The 20,642-nt window shown below is 73.1% G+C and carries 15 protein-coding genes; 3 read left to right on the plus strand and 12 right to left on the minus strand.

Annotated elements, in window-relative coordinates; genetic code table 11:
- Nucleotides 1-8: 8 nt before the first annotated feature.
- The 3 genes from ACWD6P_RS18330 to lipB form a co-directional block, all read right to left on the minus strand.
- The gene (locus tag ACWD6P_RS18330; RefSeq protein WP_451445131.1) at nucleotides 9-227 is read right to left on the minus strand and encodes an SCO2195 family GlnR-regulated protein; all 219 of its coding nucleotides are present in this window, start codon (nucleotides 225-227) and stop codon (nucleotides 9-11) included.
- A 215-nt stretch (nucleotides 228-442) separates the two neighbouring features.
- Nucleotides 443-1,408 (minus strand): lipoyl synthase, encoded by a 966-nt coding sequence (locus ACWD6P_RS18335; RefSeq protein WP_451445132.1) that lies wholly within the window; start codon nucleotides 1,406-1,408, stop codon nucleotides 443-445.
- A 135-nt stretch (nucleotides 1,409-1,543) separates the two neighbouring features.
- Nucleotides 1,544-2,359 carry a lipoyl(octanoyl) transferase LipB gene (gene lipB / locus ACWD6P_RS18340; RefSeq protein ID WP_451445133.1) on the minus strand — a complete coding sequence of 272 codons (816 nt, stop codon included), beginning with the start codon at nucleotides 2,357-2,359 and terminating at the stop codon, nucleotides 1,544-1,546.
- 286 nt (nucleotides 2,360-2,645) lie between these two features.
- Between lipB and ACWD6P_RS18345 the strand changes: the two genes are divergently transcribed.
- Complete coding sequence (locus ACWD6P_RS18345; protein ID WP_451445134.1) at nucleotides 2,646-4,106, plus strand: regulator; 1,461 nt, start codon at nucleotides 2,646-2,648, stop codon at nucleotides 4,104-4,106.
- Between the two features lie 32 nt (nucleotides 4,107-4,138).
- Here the strand turns inward: ACWD6P_RS18345 and ACWD6P_RS18350 are convergent, their stop codons facing one another.
- From ACWD6P_RS18350 to ACWD6P_RS18360, 3 genes are all read right to left on the minus strand, one after another.
- Entirely contained in the window at nucleotides 4,139-5,443 is a 1,305-nt protein-coding gene (locus ACWD6P_RS18350; RefSeq protein ID WP_451445135.1) for an NAD(P)/FAD-dependent oxidoreductase, read from the minus strand.
- A gap of 175 nt (nucleotides 5,444-5,618) precedes the next feature.
- Nucleotides 5,619-6,536 carry a TIGR01777 family oxidoreductase gene (locus ACWD6P_RS18355; RefSeq protein ID WP_451445136.1) on the minus strand — a complete coding sequence of 306 codons (918 nt, stop codon included), beginning with the start codon at nucleotides 6,534-6,536 and terminating at the stop codon, nucleotides 5,619-5,621.
- A 55-nt stretch (nucleotides 6,537-6,591) separates the two neighbouring features.
- Nucleotides 6,592-7,110, minus strand: coding sequence for a DUF4240 domain-containing protein (locus tag ACWD6P_RS18360; RefSeq protein WP_451445137.1), 519 nt, complete (start codon nucleotides 7,108-7,110; stop codon nucleotides 6,592-6,594).
- Between the two features lie 263 nt (nucleotides 7,111-7,373).
- Between ACWD6P_RS18360 and ACWD6P_RS18365 the strand changes: the two genes are divergently transcribed.
- Together ACWD6P_RS18365 and ACWD6P_RS18370 are read left to right on the plus strand one after the other, a co-directional pair.
- Entirely contained in the window at nucleotides 7,374-9,281 is a 1,908-nt protein-coding gene (locus tag ACWD6P_RS18365) for a hypothetical protein (RefSeq protein ID WP_451445138.1), read from the plus strand.
- Between the two features lie 163 nt (nucleotides 9,282-9,444).
- A complete protein-coding gene (locus ACWD6P_RS18370; protein WP_451445139.1) occupies nucleotides 9,445-10,401 on the plus strand; it encodes an SDR family oxidoreductase in 957 nt (318 codons plus the stop codon).
- Here ACWD6P_RS18370 and ACWD6P_RS18375 read toward each other — a convergent pair.
- From ACWD6P_RS18375 to ACWD6P_RS18400, 6 genes are all read right to left on the minus strand, one after another.
- A complete protein-coding gene (locus ACWD6P_RS18375) occupies nucleotides 10,392-11,417 on the minus strand; it encodes a helix-turn-helix transcriptional regulator (protein ID WP_451445140.1) in 1,026 nt (341 codons plus the stop codon). The genes ACWD6P_RS18370 and ACWD6P_RS18375 overlap by 10 nt on opposite strands.
- A 278-nt stretch (nucleotides 11,418-11,695) precedes the next feature.
- The gene (aceE, locus tag ACWD6P_RS18380; protein WP_451445141.1) at nucleotides 11,696-14,383 is read right to left on the minus strand and encodes a pyruvate dehydrogenase (acetyl-transferring), homodimeric type; all 2,688 of its coding nucleotides are present in this window, start codon (nucleotides 14,381-14,383) and stop codon (nucleotides 11,696-11,698) included.
- Between the two features lie 244 nt (nucleotides 14,384-14,627).
- Nucleotides 14,628-15,251, minus strand: coding sequence for a GntR family transcriptional regulator (locus ACWD6P_RS18385; protein ID WP_451445142.1), 624 nt, complete (start codon nucleotides 15,249-15,251; stop codon nucleotides 14,628-14,630).
- Nucleotides 15,252-15,412: 161 nt separating this feature from the next.
- Nucleotides 15,413-17,137, minus strand: a complete 1,725-nt coding sequence (gene sucB / locus ACWD6P_RS18390; RefSeq protein WP_451445143.1) for a 2-oxoglutarate dehydrogenase, E2 component, dihydrolipoamide succinyltransferase — start codon at nucleotides 17,135-17,137, stop codon at nucleotides 15,413-15,415.
- Nucleotides 17,138-17,188: 51 nt separating this feature from the next.
- Complete coding sequence (gene lpdA, locus ACWD6P_RS18395; RefSeq protein WP_451445144.1) at nucleotides 17,189-18,577, minus strand: dihydrolipoyl dehydrogenase; 1,389 nt, start codon at nucleotides 18,575-18,577, stop codon at nucleotides 17,189-17,191.
- Between the two features lie 359 nt (nucleotides 18,578-18,936).
- Nucleotides 18,937-20,475 carry a leucyl aminopeptidase gene (locus ACWD6P_RS18400; protein WP_451445145.1) on the minus strand — a complete coding sequence of 513 codons (1,539 nt, stop codon included), beginning with the start codon at nucleotides 20,473-20,475 and terminating at the stop codon, nucleotides 18,937-18,939.
- Nucleotides 20,476-20,642 lie beyond the last annotated feature (167 nt).

Below are 20,642 nucleotides of genomic sequence, written 5' to 3' on the forward strand. Positions count from 1 at the left end.
AGCGAAGTTTACGTGGCCTGCGGACGACGGGTCGCCGCGGCCTCCAGTACGTACTCGGCCTCGTACCGGTCCTTGGCGCGGCGGCGGTCCTCCAGGACCGACGTCCAGGCGTTGCGGCGGGCGGTGCGCTGTCCGCCGCGCATCAGGACGGCCTCGACGGCACGCAGTGCACCGGTGACGGAAGGGATGGGGAGGGCTGGGGTGGCGCGGAGCGGCGCGGCCTGCATGGTGGGTGACTCCCTCTGGCTGTTCGGACGAGCAGGAGTGAGGTGCGGTGAACGGTGCGTGCATCCATCGTCACGGAAAGGTGTTACCAACGGATGACCTGCCGGTCAAACACCTATGAAACGTTGACGCGGCCCGCCACGCTCCCCGTCGCGGGGGAGTGCGGGCCGCGTCCTCCAGCATGTGCCAGGTTTCACAAGACGGCGCGCCGGGAGGCTCAAACCGCCTGACTGGACGCCTCGACCTCGCGCCGCTCGATGGCCTGCTGGTAGAGGCGTCCCGCGCGGTAGGAGGAGCGGACCAGCGGGCCGGACATCACGCCGGAGAAGCCGATCTCCTCGGCCTCCTCCTTCAGCTCCACGAACTCGGCCGGCTTCACCCAGCGCTCGACGGGGTGGTGGCGCGGAGTGGGGCGCAGGTACTGGGTGATGGTGATGAGCTCGGTGCCCGCCTCGTGCAGCTGGCGCAGCGCCTCGCTCACCTCTTCACGGGTCTCGCCCATGCCCAGGATGAGGTTGGACTTGGTGACCAGGCCGGCCTCGCGGGCCTTCGTGATGACCTCGAGGGAGCGCTCGTACCGGAAGCCGGGACGGATCCGCTTGAAGATCCGCGGCACCGTCTCGACGTTGTGCCCGAGTACCTCGGGGCGGGACGAGAAGACCTCGGCCAGCTGGTCCGGGTCGGCGTTGAAGTCGGGGATGAGCAGCTCGACCTTGGTGTAGCCCTCGGCGCGCTGCGCCGTCATCGCGTGGATCTGGCGCACCGTCTCGGCGTACAGCCAGGCGCCGCCGTCCTCCAGGTCGTCGCGGGCGACGCCGGTGATGGTGGCGTAGTTCAGGTCCATCGTGACGACGGACTCGCCGACCCGGCGCGGTTCGTCGCGGTCGAGGGCCTGCGGCTTGCCGGTGTCGATCTGGCAGAAGTCGCAGCGCCGGGTGCACTGGTCGCCGCCGATGAGGAACGTGGCCTCGCGGTCCTCCCAGCACTCATAGATGTTCGGACATCCCGCTTCCTGGCAGACCGTGTGCAGGCCCTCGCTCTTCACGAGCTTCTGCAGGGCGTTGTACTCGGGGCCCATTTTCGCCCGCGTCTTGATCCACTCGGGCTTGCGCTCGATGGGGGTCTGGCTGTTCCGGACCTCCAGGCGCAACATCTTGCGTCCGTCGGGTGCGACTGCGGCCACGTCCGGCTCCCTACGACTTCGTTTCCTTGGCGTACACCAGGGTACGCCCGTCAATTCGCACGTCTTTACGTGCGGGGCAACCCCGTATGACGGGGCCGCATTCCCGGTGGTGGCCGGGTTCCCTGCCGGCGGCGGTCAGACCACGCGCGGCAGCAGCTCCGCCCCCTCCAGGACGTCCCGCAGATGCTTCTCGACGACGGGCAGCACCTCGGCGATGGTGATCTCGCGGCCCAGCTCGCCGGCGAGCGAGGCGACGCCCGCGTCCCGGATGCCGCACGGCACGATCTTGTCGAACGAGGTGTTGTCCGGGTTCACGTTCAGCGCGAAGCCGTGCATCGTGACGCCCTTGGCGACGCGGATGCCGATCGCGGCGAGCTTGCGGTCCTCGCGGCGCTGGCCGGCGTTGGACGGCGCGTACTCGGGGCCGTTCAGCCGCGGGTCGAACAGCTCGTCCGCCGTCCGCGGGTCGAAGTCGAGCTGCAGCCCGCCGAGCGCCGCCCGCTCCTCGACCGGGTCGCCGAGCACCCACACCCCGCTGCGGCCCTCGACCCGGCTGGCCTCGACGCCGAATTCGGCGCAGGTGCGGATCAGTGCGTCTTCGAGGCGGCGGACGTGGGCGACCACGTCGACCGGGCGCGGCAGCTTCTGGATGGGGTAGCCCACCAGCTGGCCGGGGCCGTGCCAGGTGATCTTCCCGCCGCGGTCCACGTCGATGACCGGGGTCCCGTCCAGCGGGCGCTCGTCGTCGGTGGTGCGCCGGCCCGCGGTGTACACGGGCGGGTGCTCCAGCAGCAGACAGGTGTCGGGCACCTCGTCGGCGAACCGGGCGGCGTGTACCCGGCGCTGCTCCTGCCAGGCCGACTCGTAGTCCACGGCGTCCGCTCCGAAGCCCAGATGCACAAAGCGCAGCCCCTCGGGTGCGGGGGTCTCCCCCCGAGAGATCGCAGTCACGGCAGCTCCTCTTCGAACCTCTGTTGCGCTTTTTCCGCAACGTTGATGCCTTCGCGCCCATGCCACTGTACGGCGGCCGGATCCGGTCCCTTCAGGCGGCCGGTGTACCGGCCACCCGTCGGAGCCCCGTCCCTGCTCACACGATCGGATGAACGCGTGGCGCAGGCCGCGAGAAAGGCCTCGAAGGCCGTTACATTCACGCCGTTCCACAAGGGCGATGAGCATGCCGGACAGGGTCAGCCGAACCCGGCTGCCCGGCCCGGAAGGCAGGAGACCGGTAAAGCTGATGACGGAACGACCCCCGCACCACACTCCCAACCGCCAGCTCGCCGCGCTCATCGCCGAGGCGGGATTCTCCAATGCCGGACTGGCCAGACGGGTTGATCAGCTCGGCATCGAGCACGGCCTCGACCTCCGGTACGACAAGACCTCGGTGACCCGGTGGCTGCGCGGCCAGCAGCCGCGGGGCACCACCCCCGCGCTGATCGCCGAGGTGTTCACCCGCCGGCTGGGGCGCCGGCTGTCGGCCCAGGACCTCGGCCTGGACGCCTGTGCGCCGGTGTACGCCGGGCTGGAATTCGCCTCCACCCCCAGTGAGGCGGTGGACATCGTCAGCGGTCTGTGGCGCAAGGACTCCGGCAGCCATGCCGAGCTCCGCAAGATCGCCTTCACCCCGGCCGGGCTGGTCGTGCCCAGCCGGGACTGGCTGATCGGCCGCCCCGACGACCGGGTCGCCCGCGGCGGCGAGCCCGCCGACGAGGGCTCCGGCCGGGTGCCGGTCCAGGGCACCCGGGCCTCGGTGCCGCGGCAGCGCCGTACCGACCGCGTCGACCGCACCGAGGGCTCCCGGGTCACCTCCGGCGACATCGCGGCGCTGCGCTCGGTCGGCGAGCTGTTCCGGGCGCTCGACCACGCCTACGGCGGCGGCCACGCCCGGCAGGCCCTGGTGCGCTATCTGGAGCACGAGTGCGAGCCGATGCTGCGCGGTGCCTACGGCGAGGCCACCGGCCGCCGGCTGTTCGCGGCCGCCGCCGATCTGACCCGGCTGGCGGGCTGGACCTCGTACGACATCGCCGCGCACGGCCTGGCGCAGCGGTACTTCGTCCAGGCCCTCCGGCTGGCCCAGGCCGCCGGCGACCGGGCGTACGGCTCCTACGTCCTGGTGACGATGAGCCGGCAGGCCGTCTATCTGGGGCACGGCAGGGAAGCCGTCCAGCTGGCGCGCGTCGCGCAGCAGGGCATCGGCTCCAGCGCGCCGCCCGCGGTCCAGGCGCTGCTGCACTCCGCGGAGGCGCGCGGCCACGGCGTGATGGGCGAGGTCCGGGCCTGCACGGCAGCGCTGGCCCGCGCGGAGCGGGCGCTGGAGACCGCCCGCCCCGGTGACGACACCCCGTACTGGGCCCGCTTCTTCGACGAGGCGCAGCTCGCCGACGAGCTGGCGCACTGCCATCGCGATCTCCAGCAGTACCGCGCGGCCTCCCAGCACGCCGAGCGCTCCCTGCAGCTGCGCGCCGCGGGCTTCGCCCGCAGCCGGCTGTTCTGCCGGGTGGTGCTGGCGACCGCGCGGCTCGGCCTGGGCGAGCTGGAGCAGGCCTGCACGCTGGGCGCGGAGGCGGCGCTGCAGGCCTCCGAGATGCGGTCCGTACGGGCCCATGAGTACGTCAGGGAGTTCGAGCGCCGCCTGGAGCCGTACCGGGACGCGGCGGCGGTTAGGGGGTACCGGGAACGGGTGGCGGCGCTGGGGTGAGCCGGCGGCGCGCGGCGGCCCGGCCGGCCCGGTCAGGCCGCGGCGCGCACGGTGTCCGGCTCCGTGCCGAGCGCCGGCAGACCGAAGTCCTGGAGGACGGCGCGGGCGGCCCGGCGGCCCGAGTTCAGCGCGCCCTGCAGCGTGCCGGTGTCGCGGTGATCGCCGCACACGTAGAGACCCGACAGCACCCGCACGGTGCGCTCCGGGTCGTACGGGGCCGGCATCGCGGGGACCGCGTACGGGTCGTGATGGGCGGTCAGCAGCTGCCAGTCGTCGGTCCGTCCCCCGTGGATCCGCTCCAGCTGGGGCCGGACCGTCTTGTCCAGGACGGACAGCGGCAGCGCGGACGCGGCGCCGAGCACGGTCGTGGTGATCAGGGACCGGCCGGGCGGCGTCCGGGACGGGTCGATCGCGCCGGCGAGGTAGGTGTAGCCGACCGGGCCGTCCGTCGGCAGGATCAGCGCTGCGTCCCGGGCCGCCGCGGCGCGGCCCGCGGGGGCCGCGCCGCCGGTGTGGTGCAGGACGGCCACCGGGTGGAAGGCGGGCACCCGCAGCCCCGGCAGCAGCTCGGCGGCGTCGCGTGCGCCGGTCGCCACCAGCACCGCCCGGCAGGGGATCCGGCCGTGCTCGGCGGTGCTCACGCCCGTGGTGGAGACCGAGGTGACCCGCACCGACGTACGGACCGTGCCGGGGGGCAGCCCGGCGGCGAGCAGTTCGGGCACGGCGCAGGCGCCGCCGGCCGGCAGGCACAGCCGGCCCTCCGCGTAGGCGCGCAGCGCGGCCGCGGCGCCACGGCTGGAGCCGCGCAGCTGCGGATCGCACAGCAGCGCGGCCAGCAGGGGCCGCAGGAAGGCGTCATGGGCGCGGGGCGGGAAGGCCGGGCGGCTCGCGAGGGAGTCGCGGATGGGGCGGTCGGGGGGCGGGGTGAGGGTGGGGGAGGTGCGGTCGGTGCGGTGGTCGGTGTGCGGTGACGGCCAGCGGTCGGCGCGCGAGAGGGCGCGCGCTGCGGAAAGTGCGCCCCTTGTGCTCCGGGGAGCGCCGATGCGGTGCGCCCGCTGGCCGTTGTGGACGCTCAGGCCGGGCGCGAACAGACGCAGCGTCAGATCGCCGAGGCCCGGGGTGCGGCGCAGCTCGCTGACGGAGAGGGTCAGCGGCCGGCCGCAGCGGTCCAGCCGGTAGCCGTCGAGGCGGTCGGTGACCGACCGGCCGCCGATCTGCTCCGCGGCCTCCAGGACGGTGACCGACACCCCCGCGCCGGTCAGATGGCGGGCGGCGGCGAGACCGGCCGGTCCCGCTCCCACGATGACGACGTCCACTGTCGATGCGATGCGCGGCACATGCCCCTCCCTGAGGTCGCTCCCTGCTGCGGCGCACGGGTGTCATGCCCGGTGCCGCCGCACGGGATGCCGAGTGGTGTGTGCGAGGACGGTAGGGAGGCGCCGGCCCGTACGGCAGGGGGGCGTGCGGGGCGCGTAGAAGCGCCCTTGGCCCATGCGCGCCGGGGCCGGGCGTCTACGCCGCCCTGGACGGCGCGCGACGAGGGGCCTGGGCGGCCCGGACCGCGTCCAGGATGTGCGGATGCGCGAAGGTGAACCCGGAGTCCAGCAGCCGTCGCGGCACCACCCGCTGGCTGCCCAGCACGTCCTCGGCGAAGTCCCCGAGGACGATCCGCAGCACCGGCGCGGGGACGGTGAACAGCGTGGGCCGGTTCAGCACCCGGCCCATCACGGCGGTGACCTCGCGGTTGGTGACCGGTTCCGGGGCGGTGAGGTTGACCGGGCCGGTCAGTTCCTCGGTGTCGAGGAGATGGCGCAGCGCCGCGATCTGGTCGTGCAGGGAGATGAAGCTCCAGTACTGGCGGCCGTCGCCGAGCCGCCCGCCCAGGCCGAGCCGGAAGACCGGGAAGAGGCGGCCCCAGGCGCCGCCCGATCGCGCCACGACCAGGCCGGTGCGCGCGAAGACGGTGCGGATGCCCGCGTCCTGGGCCGGCTTCGCGGCGTTCTCCCAGGCCACACAGACCTCCGGCAGGAAACCGGAGCCGGCCGCAGCGCTCTCGTCGGTACGCCGGTCGCCGGTGTCGCCGTAGTAGCCGATCGCGCTGCCGCACACGAAGACCCGCGGCGGGGTGTTCATCGAGGCGAGCGCCGAGGCGAGGGTGCGGGTGCCCAGCACCCGGCTGTCGCGGATCTCCTGCTTGTACGCCGCCGTCCAGCGGTGGTCGCCGACCCCGGCGCCGGCGAGGTGGACGACCGCCTCGCAGCCGGCCAGCCCGGCGGTGTCGACCTGCCCGCCCTTGGGGTCCCAGCGCACCTCGTCGGCGGCCGCGGGCGCGCGCCGTACGAGCCGGACGACCTCGTGGCCGTCCGCACGCAGGGAACGCACGAGCGCCGTGCCGATGAGTCCGGTCGAGCCGGTGATCGCGATCCGCATGGCCCCATACTGCCCGCCGCGGCGGGGGGTGTCTTCCTGACCCGTCGGACAGGCCCTACCCCTTGAAGCGGTCCCACAGGGTGGGGAAGCGCTCCGCCAGGGTCTCGTCGTCGTCGAAGTCGAGGTAGGCGCCGAGCGGTTCGCGGGGCGGCGGGGGGAGCTCCAGGTCCGGCATCACGCCGCCGGTCATCTGCTCGTACGCCTCGTCGGCCGCGTAACCCAGCTCCTCGGCGTCGCCGTCCACCGCCTCGTCGAAGTCGTCGAGGAGTTCGGCGAGCTGGTCCGGGTCGTGCACGGCGCCCTCGAAGACCTCCCGGCCCTGGCCGATCAGCCAGCAGCGGAAGAAGTCGAAGGCGTCGTCGCTGGCGCCGCCGAGCAGCACCGAGGCCGCGGCCCACAGGTCCCAGGTGTACGCCCGGTTGTAGCGGGATTCGAAGTGGCGGGCGAAGTCCACGACGGTCTCCGGGTCGAGCCCGAGCAGCCGCTCGACCAGCGCGTCGGCCTGCTCCTCCGGATCGCCCTCGGCGGCTTCGCGGGAGGCGTCGACCAGCTCCCAGAACTCCGTCTCTTCCATCACCGCTCCAGCATCTGCCCTGTGGCCGTGCCGCGCATGCGGACTACCCCAGATGCGACGGTGTCGTTATCCGGAACGGTGAGCGGGCGCCCGGTGCGGTGACGGACCGCCCGGACCGGCGTGCGCGCGCCCGGCTGTGCCCCGTACCGGTGATCCGTCGTGTGACCGTCCCAAGATTCACTCGTTGGAAGGCCTGCAACGACCGAACAACGGCATAGACGGCATATCCGCCAATTCGTGAAGGGCTGTTTCAGGCCATGCCCATGGACGAACGCACCCGGGCCGATGTCGAACGGGCCGAGGCGGCCATCGTCGAGCACTACCCACGGCTCGTCCGCCTCGCCTACCTCGTACTGCCCCCGTCGATGGGCCGCCACCGCCGGGTCCTGACCGCCCACGGCCTGGTCCAGCGGGCCCTGCCCAAGGCCGGCCGCCGCCGGCCGGCCCGCGGGCTGCCCGCCCAGCGCGGCCCGGCGCCGGAGTCCGGCTACGACGTCGTACGGCTGCGGACCCTGCGGCTGGCCCTCGGCTACGAGGGACGGCCGGGCCGGGGGCCGTGGATCCTGCCCGCCGTCTGGGGGCTGCGGCTCTTCCCCCGGGCCGGCGGCGCCGACGAACTCGCCCTGGACCAGGCGCTGTCCGCCGTCCCGGCGGCGGTGCGGGCCGCCATCGGGCTGTGGCATCTGGAGGGCCTGGACGAGGACGCGGCGCGCGCCGTACTGGAGCGGGCCGGGGCCGAGGACCCGGACGCGGCGCAGCGGGCCGCCGCGCTGCTGGACCAGGAGACCGGGGCCGGGGCCGCCGCGCTGCTGAACTCGGGCGAGTTCGACCCGTGCACGGTGCAGACCCGGCCGACGGATCTGCTGCGCCGCCGCCAGCGGTTGCGGGCGTCGCTCGCGCTGGCGGCCGTACTGGCGATCGGCGCGGGGGCGGCGGCGCTGCCGGGCGGCGACGACCGGTCCGAGCGCGCCCGGACCGCCGCCGAGCAGGCGCTGGACCCGGCCCGGCTGCTGCGCACCGCCCCCGAGCAGTGGGCCGACACCTCCCGGGTGGACTTCACCGCCTGGCCCGCCCGCGGCCGGGAGACCGGCGACGGGGAGCTGCTGGCCCGGGCGCTGCGCGTCTGGGCGGCGCCGCCCGACGACGCCCGGATCACGGCGACCGCCGGCACCTCCACCCGCCCGCCCGGCCATCCGCCGCAGCTGCTGTACGCGGGCCTGATCGACAACGTCATGGTGGTGGTCCTGCACGACGGCGAGCGCCTGGTCCGCTACGCCGAGCCCGAAGACGCCGGCCCCACCCTGCACTTCGCGCGGGTCGACGACGCGGACCTGACGACCGGCGCCGCGCTGGTCATCGGCCGCGGCAACGGCTGGATGCGCTATCTGCTCGCGCCCTGGATCTCCGATGTCGCCACCCGCGATCTGCTGGCGCCGGGCGCCCCGCCGCGCGGGCTGCACATCGCCCCCGACGGCGTCACCGACCGGATCGCCACACCGCCCGCGGCCGGCGCCGGTTGCGGGCGCTGGCCGGTGGCGCAATTCCGCCCCTCGCCGCGGCTCGGGCTGGCCGCGCCGCCCTTCCTGCTGGCCGATCTGAACGATCTCGTGCCCGTCCATCTGACGTATGCGCCGCCGCCGTCCGCGGGCCAGCGGACCCCGTTCGGCGGACCGCGCGAGGCGACCGACCCCCGGGCGCTGCAGAACTGGGCCCGTACGGCCTGCCGGCTGGGCCCCCTGCGGGGCGCCGGCGTGCGCTCCGTCAGCAACTGGGCGTTCGCCGAACAGCCGCTGCCCGAGGGCGGCGGCACGGCGACCTGGGTCTGTACCCGCGCCGACACCTGGCGCGGCCCCGGCACCGTGGCCGTCCACTTCCTGCCGCCGGCGATCCGCCCCGCCGACCCCGGGCGGATCGCCGGACGCGCCGTCAACACGGCCGCCTGCAGCCGTTTCGGGCCGCATGTCGTCGCGGACGTCCACTGGCAGGCGGTGTCGGGGAAGTGGTACCTGCTCGCGGCCGGCAGCGGGGAGGTCATCGGCCTCGACGCCACGGGCGGGGTACGGGCCACCGGCCGGGCCGGCACCCTCGCCACACCGGCCGGGCCGGACGCCCGGGCCGAGGTCGTCGGGCGGCTGCGGGACGGGCGGAGCGTGCGGGCGCTGCGGCCGTAGGGGCGCGCCGAAGGCCCTTCCCGGACGGGCTCCGCGTTCCCGCGGCCGGGATCCCGGCGCCACTGAATCACGACAGTAGATGTCGGGATTCGCTGTCAGGGTCGCGGTGTACGGAGGCGACAGGGCCGCCGGCATCTGACATCTGACAGCGAGGAGCACGAACGTGACGGGCCATGAGGAACGAGCGGGGCGTACGGACCGGGCCGTGGCGGCGGATCTGACCGGCCGGGTGGCGCTGGTGGCCGGGGCGACCCGGGGCGCGGGCCGGGCGATGGCGGTGGAGCTGGGCCGGGCCGGGGCGCTGGTCTATGTGACCGGGCGGACGACCCGGGAGCGGGTCAGCGAGGTCGGCCGTCCCACGGAGACGATCGAGGAGACCGCCGAGCTGGTGACCGCGGCGGGCGGCACCGGGATCGCCGTGCCGACCGACCATCTGGAGCCGGCCCGGGTCAAGGCGCTCATCGAACGTATCGACCGGGAGCAGGGCCGGCTGGATGTGCTGGTCAACAGCCTGTGGGGTGGCGACCGGCTGATCGAGTTCAACACCACGCTGTGGGACCTGGACCTGGACAAGGGCCTGCGGATGTTCCGCCTCGGCATCGACAGCCACATCATCACCGGCCACTACGCGCTGCCGCTGCTGATCAAACGGCCCGGCGGGCTGGTCGTCGAGATCACCGACGGCACCGCCGCCTTCAACCGCACCTACCGCGACAACCTCTGCTTCGACCTCACCAAGAACGTGCCGCACCGCATCGCCTTCGGCCTCGCCGCCGAGCTGAAGGAGCACGGCGGCACCGCGGTCTCGCTCACCCCCGGCTTCCTGCGGTCCGAGGAGATGCTGGACCACTTCGGGGTGACGGAGGAGACCTGGCGCGACGCGGTCGCCAAGGAACCGCACTTCGCCGTCGCCGAGTCACCGGCACTGATCGGCCGCGCCGTACGGGCGCTCGCCGGCGACCCGGACAAGCAGCGCTGGAGCGGCCAGTCGCTCTCCAGCGGCCAGCTGGCGAAGGAGTACGACTTCACCGACACGGACGGCTCCCGGCCGGACGCCTTCGGCTACTTCGAGGACGTGGTCTTCGGAGGGAAGGAGGGCACCGCGGCGGACTACCGGTAGGCCTGCCCGCCGGGCTCCGTATACAGGGCGGCCGTCCGGCGGGCGGCCGCCGCGAAGCGCTCACGCAGCCCGGCGGGCGCGAGTATCTCGCCCTCCGGGCCGAGCGCCAGCAGCTGGGCGTGGGCGACCTCGGCGGACTCCACGGGCAGGGTGACGGTCAGCCGCCCCTGTGCGTCGGGGCCGCCCGCGGCCCGCGCCTCCTCGATCGCCTCGCGGGCCGCCGCGGGCTCGGTGACGTACGGCAGCTGGCGCACACCGCGCGCGGAGAGCCGCAGCACCACCTCCTCGCGCAGCAGCGAGCGCGCGAACTGCGCGGCCCGCTCTGCCCAGAAGGCGGGGAGGTCGAAGGACGCGTCGCGGCTGAAGCGGTCCTCGCCGCTCCCGGGGCGCTCGCCCTCCCCGGCGGCCGCCACGGCCGTGAACCGCTCCACCCGGTACACCCTGAAGTCCCCCTGCGCACGCGCCGCCAGATACCAGACCCCCGCCTTGAGCACGAGGCCGTACGGCTCCAGCTCCCGCTCCACCTCGGTGTCCCTGCGGAGGTAGCGGGCGGTGATCCGGCGGTCGTCCCAGACCGCGTCGGCGATCACGGGCAGCAGGGCGGGAGTCTCGGGCTCCTGATACCAGGCCGGTGCGTCGAGATGGAAGCGCTGGGCGGCGCCCGACGCGGCGTCCCGCAGCTCGGGCAGCAGCGCGGCGGAGACCTTCAGACGGGCGGCGGACGCGGCGTCCGCGAGGCCCATCTCCCGCAGGGCGGACGGCACTCCGGACAGGAACAGGGCCTCCGCCTCGCTGCGGCCCAGGCCGGTGAGACGCGTGCGGTAGCCGCCTATGAGGCGGTAGCCGCCGGCCCGGCCGCGGTCCGCGTAGACGGGCACCCCGGCCTCGGAGAGGGAGAGGACGTCGCGCACGACCGTACGCTCGGAGACCTCCAGCTCCCGCGCCAGCTCGGCGCCCGTCATCGACGGCCGCGCCTGGAGCAGCAACACCATCTTGATCAGCCGTGCAGCACGCATGACCCCATGATGCCGGGGGCCACTGACAACGCCGGTGGCTCCGGCCGCCCCGTATAGGGCGTACCGCGCCTGCCCGCTATACAGGCGCGCGCCGCGCCCACGCACATGAACCCGCCCACCCCCCGAAGGGGGGTGGGCGGAGGGGAAAAAACAAGACGGAGAGGAGAAAGGCCCGGCCGTGGTCAGGGCATGACCGGCCGGGCCAGTGGGTTCCCGTGCGGAGGCTCCGGGCGCGGGAAGGGTCGCCTCCGCACGGGAGATCGGGGGGGGCTCCCGGCTCAGAGCCCGTAGCGCTCCCGGGCCTCCTTGACCGCGGAGGCCGGCACCTCGCCGCGGCGGGCGAGCTGGGCCAGCGCCGCGACCACGATCGACTCGGCGTCGACGCCGAAGTGGCGGCGGGCCGCGTCACGGGTGTCGGACAGACCGAAGCCGTCCGCGCCGAGCGAGGTGTAGTCCTGCTCGACCCACTGCGCGATCTGGTCCGGGACCTGGCGCATGTAGTCGCTGACGGCCAGGACCGGGCCCTCGGCGCCGCTGAGCGCCTCGCGGACGTACGGTGTGCGGTCCTCGCCGCGCAGCGTGGCCGCGTCGGCCTCCATCGCGTCGCGCCGCAGCTCCGTCCAGGAGGTCGCGGACCACACGTCGGCGGCCACGCCCCAGTCCTCGGCGAGCGTCTGCTGGGCCCTGAGCGCCCAGTGGATCGCCGTGCCGGAGGCCAGCAGCTGGATCGCCGGGGCGTCGGCGGGCGCCGCGACACCCGCCGTGGCCGCGGTGTTGAAGCGGTACAGGCCGCGGACGATGCCCTCGTCGACGCCCGCCGGCTTGGCCGGCTGGGGCATCGGCTCGTTGTAGACCGTGAGGTAGTAGAAGACGTTCGGGTCCTCGCCGGGGGCGGTCTCGCCGTACATCCGGCGCAGACCGTCCTTGACGATCGCCGCGACCTCGTACGCGAACGCCGGGTCGTACGTCAGCGCCGCCGGGTTCGTCGCCGCGATCACCGGCGAGTGGCCGTCCGCGTGCTGCAGGCCCTCACCGGTCAGCGTCGTACGGCCGGCCGTGGCGCCGACGAGGAAGCCCTTGCCGAGCTGGTCGCCGAGCTGCCACATCTGGTCGGCGGTGCGCTGCCAGCCGAACATCGAGTAGAAGATGTAGAAGGGGATCATCGTCTCGCCGTGCGTGGAGTACGCGGTGGCGGCGGCGATGAAGTCCGCCATCGAACCGGCCTCGGTGATGCCCTCGTTGAGGATCTGGCCGTCCTTGGCTTCCTTGTAGTACATCAGCTGGTCGCGGTCGACCGGCTCGTACGTCTGGCCCTTGGGGGAGTAGATGCCCAGGGACGGGAAGAGCGACTCCATGCCGAAGGTGCGCGCCTCGTCGGGGACGATCGGCACCCAGCGCTTGCCGGTCTCCTTGTCGCGGATGAGGTCCTTGACCAGGCGGACGAAGGCCATGGTCGTGGCCACGGACTGGTTGCCGGAGCCCTTGTCGAAGGCGGCGAAGGCCTTGTCGGCCGGGGCGGGCAGCGGCGCGAGGGGGTGGACGCGGCGGGCCGGGGCCGGGCCGCCGAGTGCCGCGCGGCGCTCCTGGAGGTAGCGGACCTCGGGGGAGCCGGCGCCGGGGTGGCCGTAGGGCACCTGGCCGTCGGTGAAGTCGCTGTCGGAGATGGGGAGTTCGAGCAGGTCGCGCATGACCTTGAACTCGTCCACGGTCAGCTTCTTCATCTGGTGGTTGGCGTTCTTGGACTCGAAGCCCTTGCCGAGGGTGAAGCCCTTGACCGTCTGCGCGAGGATCACGGTCGGGGCGCCCTTGTGCTCCACGGCGGCACGGTACGCCGCGTACACCTTGCGTGCCTCGTGGCCGCCGCGCGAGAAGTGGAAGCACTCCAGGATCTTGTCGTCGCCGAGCAGCCTGCCCATCTCGGCGAGGGCGGGCTCGGCGCCGAAGAAGTGGTCGCGTATGTAGGCCGCGTCGCGGGTCGCGTAGGTCTGGAACTGGGCGTCGGGAACCTCGCGCAGACGGCGGGCCAGCGCGCCGGTGGTGTCGAGCCGGAAGAGCTCGTCCCAGGCGGTGCCCCACAGGGTCTTGACGACGTTCCAGCCGGCGCCGCGGAACTGGGCCTCCAGCTCCTGCACGATCTTGAAGTTGGCGCGGACCGGGCCGTCCAGGCGCTGCAGGTTGCAGTTGATGACGAAGGTCAGGTTGTCCAGGCCCTCGCGGCTCGCCAGCGCGAGTGCCGCCGTCGACTCGGGCTCGTCCATCTCGCCGTCGCCGAGGAACGCCCAGACGTGGGAGTCGGAGACGTCCTTGATGCCGCGGTTGGTCAGGTAGCGGTTGAACCGCGCCTGGTAGATGGCCGAGAGCGGGCCCAGACCCATCGACACGGTCGGGAACTCCCACAGCCAGGGCAGCCGCCGCGGGTGCGGGTAGGACGGGATGCCCTTGCCGCCGGACTCCCGGCGGAAGTTGTCGAGGTGCTCCTCGGTGAGGCGGCCGTCGAGGAAGGCGCGGGCGTAGATGCCCGGCGCGGCGTGGCCCTGGATGTAGAGCTGGTCGCCGCTTCCGTCGCCCTCCTTGCCGCGGAAGAAGTGGTTGAAGCCGGTCTCGTAGAGCCAGGCCGCGGAGGCGAAGGTGGCGATGTGGCCGCCGACTCCGTACTTGGAGCCGCGGGAGACCATCGCGGCCGCGTTCCAGCGGTTCCAGGCGGCGATCTTGGCTTCCATCGCCTCGTCACCCGGAACGGCGGGCTCGGCGGCGGTGGGGATGGTGTTCAGGTAGTCGCTCTCCAGGAGCTGGGGCAGTGCGAGCCCCGAGTCCTCCAGGGTGCGGCGCATCAGATAGGCGGCGCGGTGCGGACCGGCCGCCTTGGTGACGGCGTCCAGGGACTCGCGCCACTCGGCGGTCTCCTCGGGGTCCCGGTCCGGGAGCTGGTCGAGCTGGCTGTACGGCATGCGCACGGGATCGGGCATGGGTGGCCCCTTTCCGGACGGTTGGTCGGGGAGTGCGAGTGGGTGCTTGGCAGGCAGGGGTGTCGCGCCCCGGCAGACGACGATACGCCTCTGATCGATGATCGATCAACGCCGAACGGACGAAAACCCGCAGGTCGGCACGGGGTGCCGCAATTCCCGGCACGCGGTGCCAGCCCCGGAGCCTGCCTCCGCTACGCCCCGCAGTCCTTCCCGGACCCTCGGTGCGCGACCGGGCCCCGCCGCCTCAGACCCTCGGCGCGCAGCTCAGCACATGCGCCTTGAGCAGCGCCCCGATCTTCGGGTCGCGCCGCCGGAAGGCGTCCACGATCTCCTGATGGTCCTGGGCGTGAGCCCGCGGCTCCGGGCTGAACCAGCGGATCGACAGCGTCGTCCAGACCTCGATGCCCAGCGACTCCCAGGTGTGCAGCAGCACGGCGTTGCCGGCCGCCCGCACGATCTCCCGGTGGAAGGCCACCGTGTGCCGCACCTGCGCCTCGCCGTCACCCGCCAGATCCGCCTCGCGCAGCGCCGCCACCTCCCGCTCCAGCGCCGCGGTGTCCTCGGCCAGCCGCGTGGCCGCCAGCTCCGCGGCCACCTGCTCCAGCCCGGCCCGCACCGGGTAGCTCTCCTTGAGGTCGTCCGCGGTCAGGTTCCGCACCCGTACGCCCTTGTTCGGCGCCGACTCGATCAGCTGCAGCGACTCCAGCTCCCGCAGCGCCTCCCGTACGGGCGTCTGGCTGACCTCCAGCTCCACCGCGATCCGCCGCTCCACGATCCGCTCACCCGGCTGCCAGCGGCCGCTGACGATCCCCTCGAGGATGTGCTCGCGGATCTGCTCGCGCAGCGAATGGACGACGGGCGGGGTCATGAACTGCTCCTTCAGAGCGCGGGTGGCGAGGGGGCCATTATCCGGGACGGGGGGCAGGCCCCGGGCGGAGAAGAGGTCAGGGACGCGCAAAGGGGCCGGCCCCGGCTCGTACGAACCGGGGCCGACCCCTTGACTGCACACCTACCGGGTGACTGCCGGACTCAGAGACCGATCTCGGTCTCGAACTCGGCGGCCTCCAGGATCTGCTTGACCGTGGTCAGGTAGCGGGCGGCGTCCGCGCCGTCCACCAGACGGTGGTCGTAGGAGAGCGCGAGGTAGGTCATGTCGCGCACCGCGATGGTCTCGCCGAGCTCCGGGTGGTTGATGACCACCGGGCGCTTGACGGTCGCGCCGATGCCCAGGATGCCGACCTGGTTCGGGGGCACGATGACGGTGTCGAACAGGGCGCCGCGCGAGCCGGTGTTGCTGATGGTGAAGGTCGCACCGGACAGCTCGTCCGGCGTGATCTTGTTCGCGCGGACCTTGCCCGCCAGGTCCGCCGTCTTGCGGGCGATACCGGCGATGTTGAGGTCACCGGCGTCCTTGATGACCGGGGTCATCAGGCCCTTCTCCGCGTCCACCGCGATACCGACGTTCTCGGTGTCGAAGTAGGTGATGGTGCCCTCGTCCTCGTTGATCCGGGCGTTGACGACCGGGTGGGCCTTCAGCGCCTGGACAGCGGCCTTGACGAAGAACGGCATCGGGGAGAGCTTGACGCCCTCACGCTGCGCGAAGGCGTCCTTGGCCTTGTTGCGCATCCGCATGATCTTGGTGATGTCCACCTCGACCACGGAGGTCAGCTGCGCCTGGCCGTGCAGGGCCTTCATCATGTTGTCGCCGATGACCTTGCGCATCCGCGGCATCTTGATGGTCTGGCCGCGCAGCGGGGAGACCTCCAGGGCCGGAGCCTTGGAGACCGCGGCGGGAGCGGCGGCCTTCAGGGCCTCCGCGGCGGCGATGACGTCCTGCTTGCGGATCCGGCCACCGACACCGGTGCCCTTGACCGTGGCGAGGTCGACGCCGCTCTCCGCGGCGAGCTTGCGCACCAGCGGGGTGACGTACGCACCCTCGGCCTCACCGGCGGCCGGAGCCGGGGTGACGGGGGCCGGGGCGGCGGCCGGAGCCGGGGCCGGGGCGGGGGCCGGAGCCGGAGCGGCGGGCGCCGGGGCAGCGGCGGCCGGAGCCGGAGCGGCCGGGGCAGGCGCGGGGGCCGGGGCCGGGGCCGGAGCAGCCGCCGGGGCCGGGGCGGCCGGGGCGGGCGCGGCGGCCGGAGCGGCGCCCGCGGCACCGATCACGGCGAGCTTGGCGCCGACCTCGGCGGTCTCGTCCTCACCGACGACGATCTCCAGCAGGACGCCGGAGGCCGGGGCGGGGATCTCGGTGTCGACCTTGTCGGTGGAGACCTCCAGCAGCGGCTCGTCGGCCGAGACCTCCTCGCCGACCTCCTTCAGCCAGCGGGTGACGGTGCCCTCGGTGACGCTCTCGCCGAGCGCGGGGAGGACGACGTCCGTGCCCTCGGCACCGCCCGCGGGGGCGGCGGCGGGGGCCGGGGCGGCGGCCGGAGCCGGCGCCGGGGTGGGCTCGGGCTGCGGCTGCGCGGCGGGGGCCTCGGCGGCGGCGGGGGCCGGAGCCGCCGCCGGAGCGCCGGTGCCGTCGTCGATGACGGCCAGCTCGGCGCCGACCTCGACGGTCTCGTCCTCGGCCACCTTGATGGCGGACAGGACGCCGGAGGCCGGCGCGGGGATCTCGGTGTCGACCTTGTCGGTCGACACCTCGAGCAGCGGCTCGTCGGCCTCGACGCGCTCACCCTCGGCCTTCAGCCAGCGGGTGACGGTGCCCTCGGTGACGCTCTCGCCGAGCGCCGGCAGGGTTACGGAAACCGCCATGGTTTCGGTTGCTCCTTACGAATTGCGGAAGTGGTCGCGCCCGGACTGGGGTCAGTCGTGGGAGTGGAGAGGCTTGCCGGCCAGGGCCAGGTGGGCCTCGCCGAGAGCCTCGTTCTGCGTCGGGTGCGCGTGCACGAGCTGCGCAACCTCGGCCGGCAGAGCCTCCCAGTTGTAGACCAGCTGGGCCTCACCGACCTGCTCGCCCATACGGTCACCGACCATGTGGACGCCGACCACGGCACCGTCCTTGACCTGGACGAGCTTGATCTCGCCCGTGGTCTTGAGGATCTTGCTCTTGCCGTTGCCCGCGAGGTTGTACTTCAGAGCGACGACCTTGTCGGCGCCGTACAGCTCCTTGGCCTTGGCCTCGGTGATGCCCACCGAAGCGACCTCGGGGTGGCAGTACGTCACGCGCGGCACGCCGTCGTAGTCGATCGGCACGGTCTTCAGACCGGCCAGCCGCTCCGCCACCAGCATGCCCTCGGCGAAGCCGACGTGCGCGAGCTGGAGGGTGGGGACGAGGTCACCGACGGCCGAGATGGTCGGCACATTGGTCTGCATGTACTCGTCGACCAGGACGTAGCCGCGGTCCATCGCGACGCCCTGCTCCTCGTAGCCCAGGCCCGCCGAGACCGGCCCGCGGCCGATCGCGACCAGCAGCACCTCGGCCTCGAAGGTCTTGCCGTCGGCCAGCGTGACGCGGACGCCGTCCTGCGTGTACTCGGCCTTGTCGAAGAAGGTGCCGAGGTTGAACTTGATGCCCCGCTTGCGGAAGGCCCGCTCCAGCAGCTTGGAGCTGTTCTCGTCCTCGACCGGGACGAGGTGCTTGAGGCCCTCGACGATGGTGACGTCGGTACCGAAGGACTTCCAGGCCGAGGCGAACTCGACGCCGATCACGCCGCCGCCCAGGACGATGGCGGACTTCGGCACGCGGTCCAGCTTGAGCGCGTGGTCCGACGAGATGATGCGGTTGCCGTCGATCTCCAGGCCCGGCAGCGACTTCGGCACGGAGCCGGTCGCCAGCAGGACGTGGCGGCCCTGGACGCGCTGGCCGTTGACGTCGACGGAGGTCGGGGAGGACAGCCGGCCCTCGCCCTCGATGTACGTCACCTTGCGGGAGGCGATCAGGCCCTGCAGGCCCTTGTACAGGCCCGAGATGACCTCGTCCTTGTACTTGTGGACCGCCTCGATGTCGATGCCCTCGAAGGTGGCCTTGACACCGAACTGGTTGGCCTCGCGCGCCTGGTCGGCGATCTCGCCGGCGTGCAGCAGAGCCTTCGTGGGGATGCAGCCGTTGTGCAGGCAGGTGCCGCCGACCTTGCCCTTCTCGATCAGGGCGACGTCCAGGCCCAGCTGCGCCCCGCGCAGGGCAGCGGCGTAACCACCGCTTCCGCCACCGAGGATCACTAGGTCGAAAACGGTGCTGGCGTCGTTCGCCACGTCACGTCCTCCATGCATGGGTGCGCCGGAGCCGGTCGTCGGTGACCGGTCCGCGGCTGTTGTTCGGCCGCTTTTACTTCGGCCCTGGGTAAGGGGGGCCCTGTCCTGCCGAGAACCCATCTTCGCACTTGTTCAACGAAGCCGGGACGGCGGGCCGGGCTCTGGACGGCGATCGACCGCCCGAAGGGGGGTTACCGGTGCGTAGAAGTGCAGCGGCGCGCAGCGTCTCCTGGGAAGGGTGGTGGTGGGCGACGGGTGGGCGGATTTCGTTGAGGGCGAACATACCGGCCCGCGCACACCGACGGCCCCGGGCTGTGAGCTCGGGGCCGTACGGACACATCGTGCGATACGGGACGGTGTCAGCCGAGGTCGCCCGCCGCGGTGCGCTCGGCGAGCCGCACCAGGGTGCGCACTGCGGAACCCGTACCGCCCTTGGGGGTGTAGCCCCAGGGCGAGCCCTCGTGGAAGGCCGGACCCGCGATGTCCAGGTGCGCCCAGGGGATGCCCTCGCCGATGAACTCCTTCAGGAAGAGGCCGGCGGTCAGGCCGCCGCCCATCCGCTCGCCCATGTTGGCGATGTCCGCGACCGGCGAGTCCATGCCCTTGCGCAGGTGCTCGGGCATCGGCATCGGCCAGGACTGCTCGCCGACCTCCTCCGCGATCTCGTGGATCGAGGTGCGGAACGCGTCGTCGTTGGCCATGATCCCGAAGTGGCGGTGGCCCAGCGCCAGCACCATCGCGCCGGTCAGCGTGGCGACGTCCACGATGGCGTCGGGGGACTCCTCCGAGGCCCGGGTCAGCGCGTCGGCCAGCACGAGGCGGCCCTCGGCGTCGGTGTTGAGCACCTCGACGGTCTTGCCGCTGTACATGGTCAGCACGTCACCGGGGCGGGTGGCGGAGCCGGACGGCATGTTCTCGGCGAGCGCCAGCCAGCCGGTGACATTGACCTCCAGGCCCAGCCGGGCGGCGGCCACGACCGCGGCGAAGACGGCGGCCGCACCGCTCATGTCGCACTTCATGGTCTCGTTGTGGCCGGCCGGCTTGAGCGAGATGCCGCCCGAGTCGTAGGTGATGCCCTTGCCGACCAGGGCCAGGGTCTTGGTCGCCTTGGCGTGCGTGTGCGCGATCCGCACCAGCCGCGGCGGGGCCTCCGAGCCCTGGCCGACGCCCATGAGGCCGCCGTAGCCGCCCTTCTTGAGCGCCTTCTCGTCCAGCACCTCGACCTTGAGGCCGAACTCCTTGGCCGCGGCCTGCGCCTGGGCCGCGAAGGACTTCGGGTCCAGGTCGTTGGAGGGCATGTTGATCAGGTCGCGGGCGCGGTTGACCTCCGCGGCCAGCGCCTGGGAGCGCTCGGCGGCGGCCTTGAACTCCTTGTCGCGCGGCTTGCCGCCGAGGATCGCGACCTCGCCCAGGGGCGCCGACTTGCCGTCGTTCTTCTTGCCGCCCTTGGCGCCGTTGCCGTTGGAGCGGTACGCGGTGAAGGCGTACGCGCCGAGCAGCGCGCCCTCGCTCACCGCGGCGGCCGCCTCGGCGTCCTCGACGGGCAGCGCGAAGCCGGCCTTCTTGCTGCCGGACAGCGCACGGGCGGCACTGCCCGCGGCGCGCCGCAGCGCCTCGTTGTCGTAGGCGTCGCCCTTGGCCGGCGCGTCACCCAGCCCGACCGCCAGCACGACCGGCACCTTGAGGCCGTCCGCGGCGGGGAGCTTGGTCACCTCGCCCTCGGCACCACTCGCGCCGAGGGTCTCCAGCACAGCGGCGAGCTTGCCGCCGAAGGCCTTGTCCACGGCCTCCGCGCCGGGAGCGACAACGACGCCCTTGGCGCCCTTGGCCACGCCGACGACGACGGCATCCGCACGCACCGTTGCGGCGGAAGAAGTACTGAGGGTCAGTGCAGTCACGGTGATGAGAGTCCTGTTCCTGTCCGGGAATCCGTTGTGCGCCTTGGGCGCTGCTGCGGCTGAGCCTACGCTCGGAGGCGTCCCTAGGCCCGGCCTGATGCCGCCACAGATGCCGCACCGGTACGCAAGGAACACCGAGAAGGCGGGCGCCCCGGCACCGAGGGGCG

Source organism: Streptomyces sp. NPDC002446, from assembly GCF_053595675.1.

Coding starts and splice junctions, on each gene's coding strand:
- ACWD6P_RS18330 (WP_451445131.1), bottom strand. CDS start 227: ATGCAGGCCGCGCCGCTCCGCGCCACCCCAGCCCTCCCCATCCCTTCC.
- ACWD6P_RS18345 (WP_451445134.1), top strand. CDS start 2,646: ATGACGGAACGACCCCCGCACCACACTCCCAACCGCCAGCTCGCCGCG.
- ACWD6P_RS18355 (WP_451445136.1), bottom strand. CDS start 6,536: ATGCGGATCGCGATCACCGGCTCGACCGGACTCATCGGCACGGCGCTC.
- ACWD6P_RS18360 (WP_451445137.1), bottom strand. CDS start 7,110: ATGGAAGAGACGGAGTTCTGGGAGCTGGTCGACGCCTCCCGCGAAGCC.
- ACWD6P_RS18365 (WP_451445138.1), top strand. CDS start 7,374: ATGGACGAACGCACCCGGGCCGATGTCGAACGGGCCGAGGCGGCCATC.
- ACWD6P_RS18375 (WP_451445140.1), bottom strand. CDS start 11,417: ATGCGTGCTGCACGGCTGATCAAGATGGTGTTGCTGCTCCAGGCGCGG.
- aceE (WP_451445141.1), bottom strand. CDS start 14,383: ATGCCCGATCCCGTGCGCATGCCGTACAGCCAGCTCGACCAGCTCCCG.
- ACWD6P_RS18385 (WP_451445142.1), bottom strand. CDS start 15,251: ATGACCCCGCCCGTCGTCCATTCGCTGCGCGAGCAGATCCGCGAGCAC.
- sucB (WP_451445143.1), bottom strand. CDS start 17,137: ATGGCGGTTTCCGTAACCCTGCCGGCGCTCGGCGAGAGCGTCACCGAG.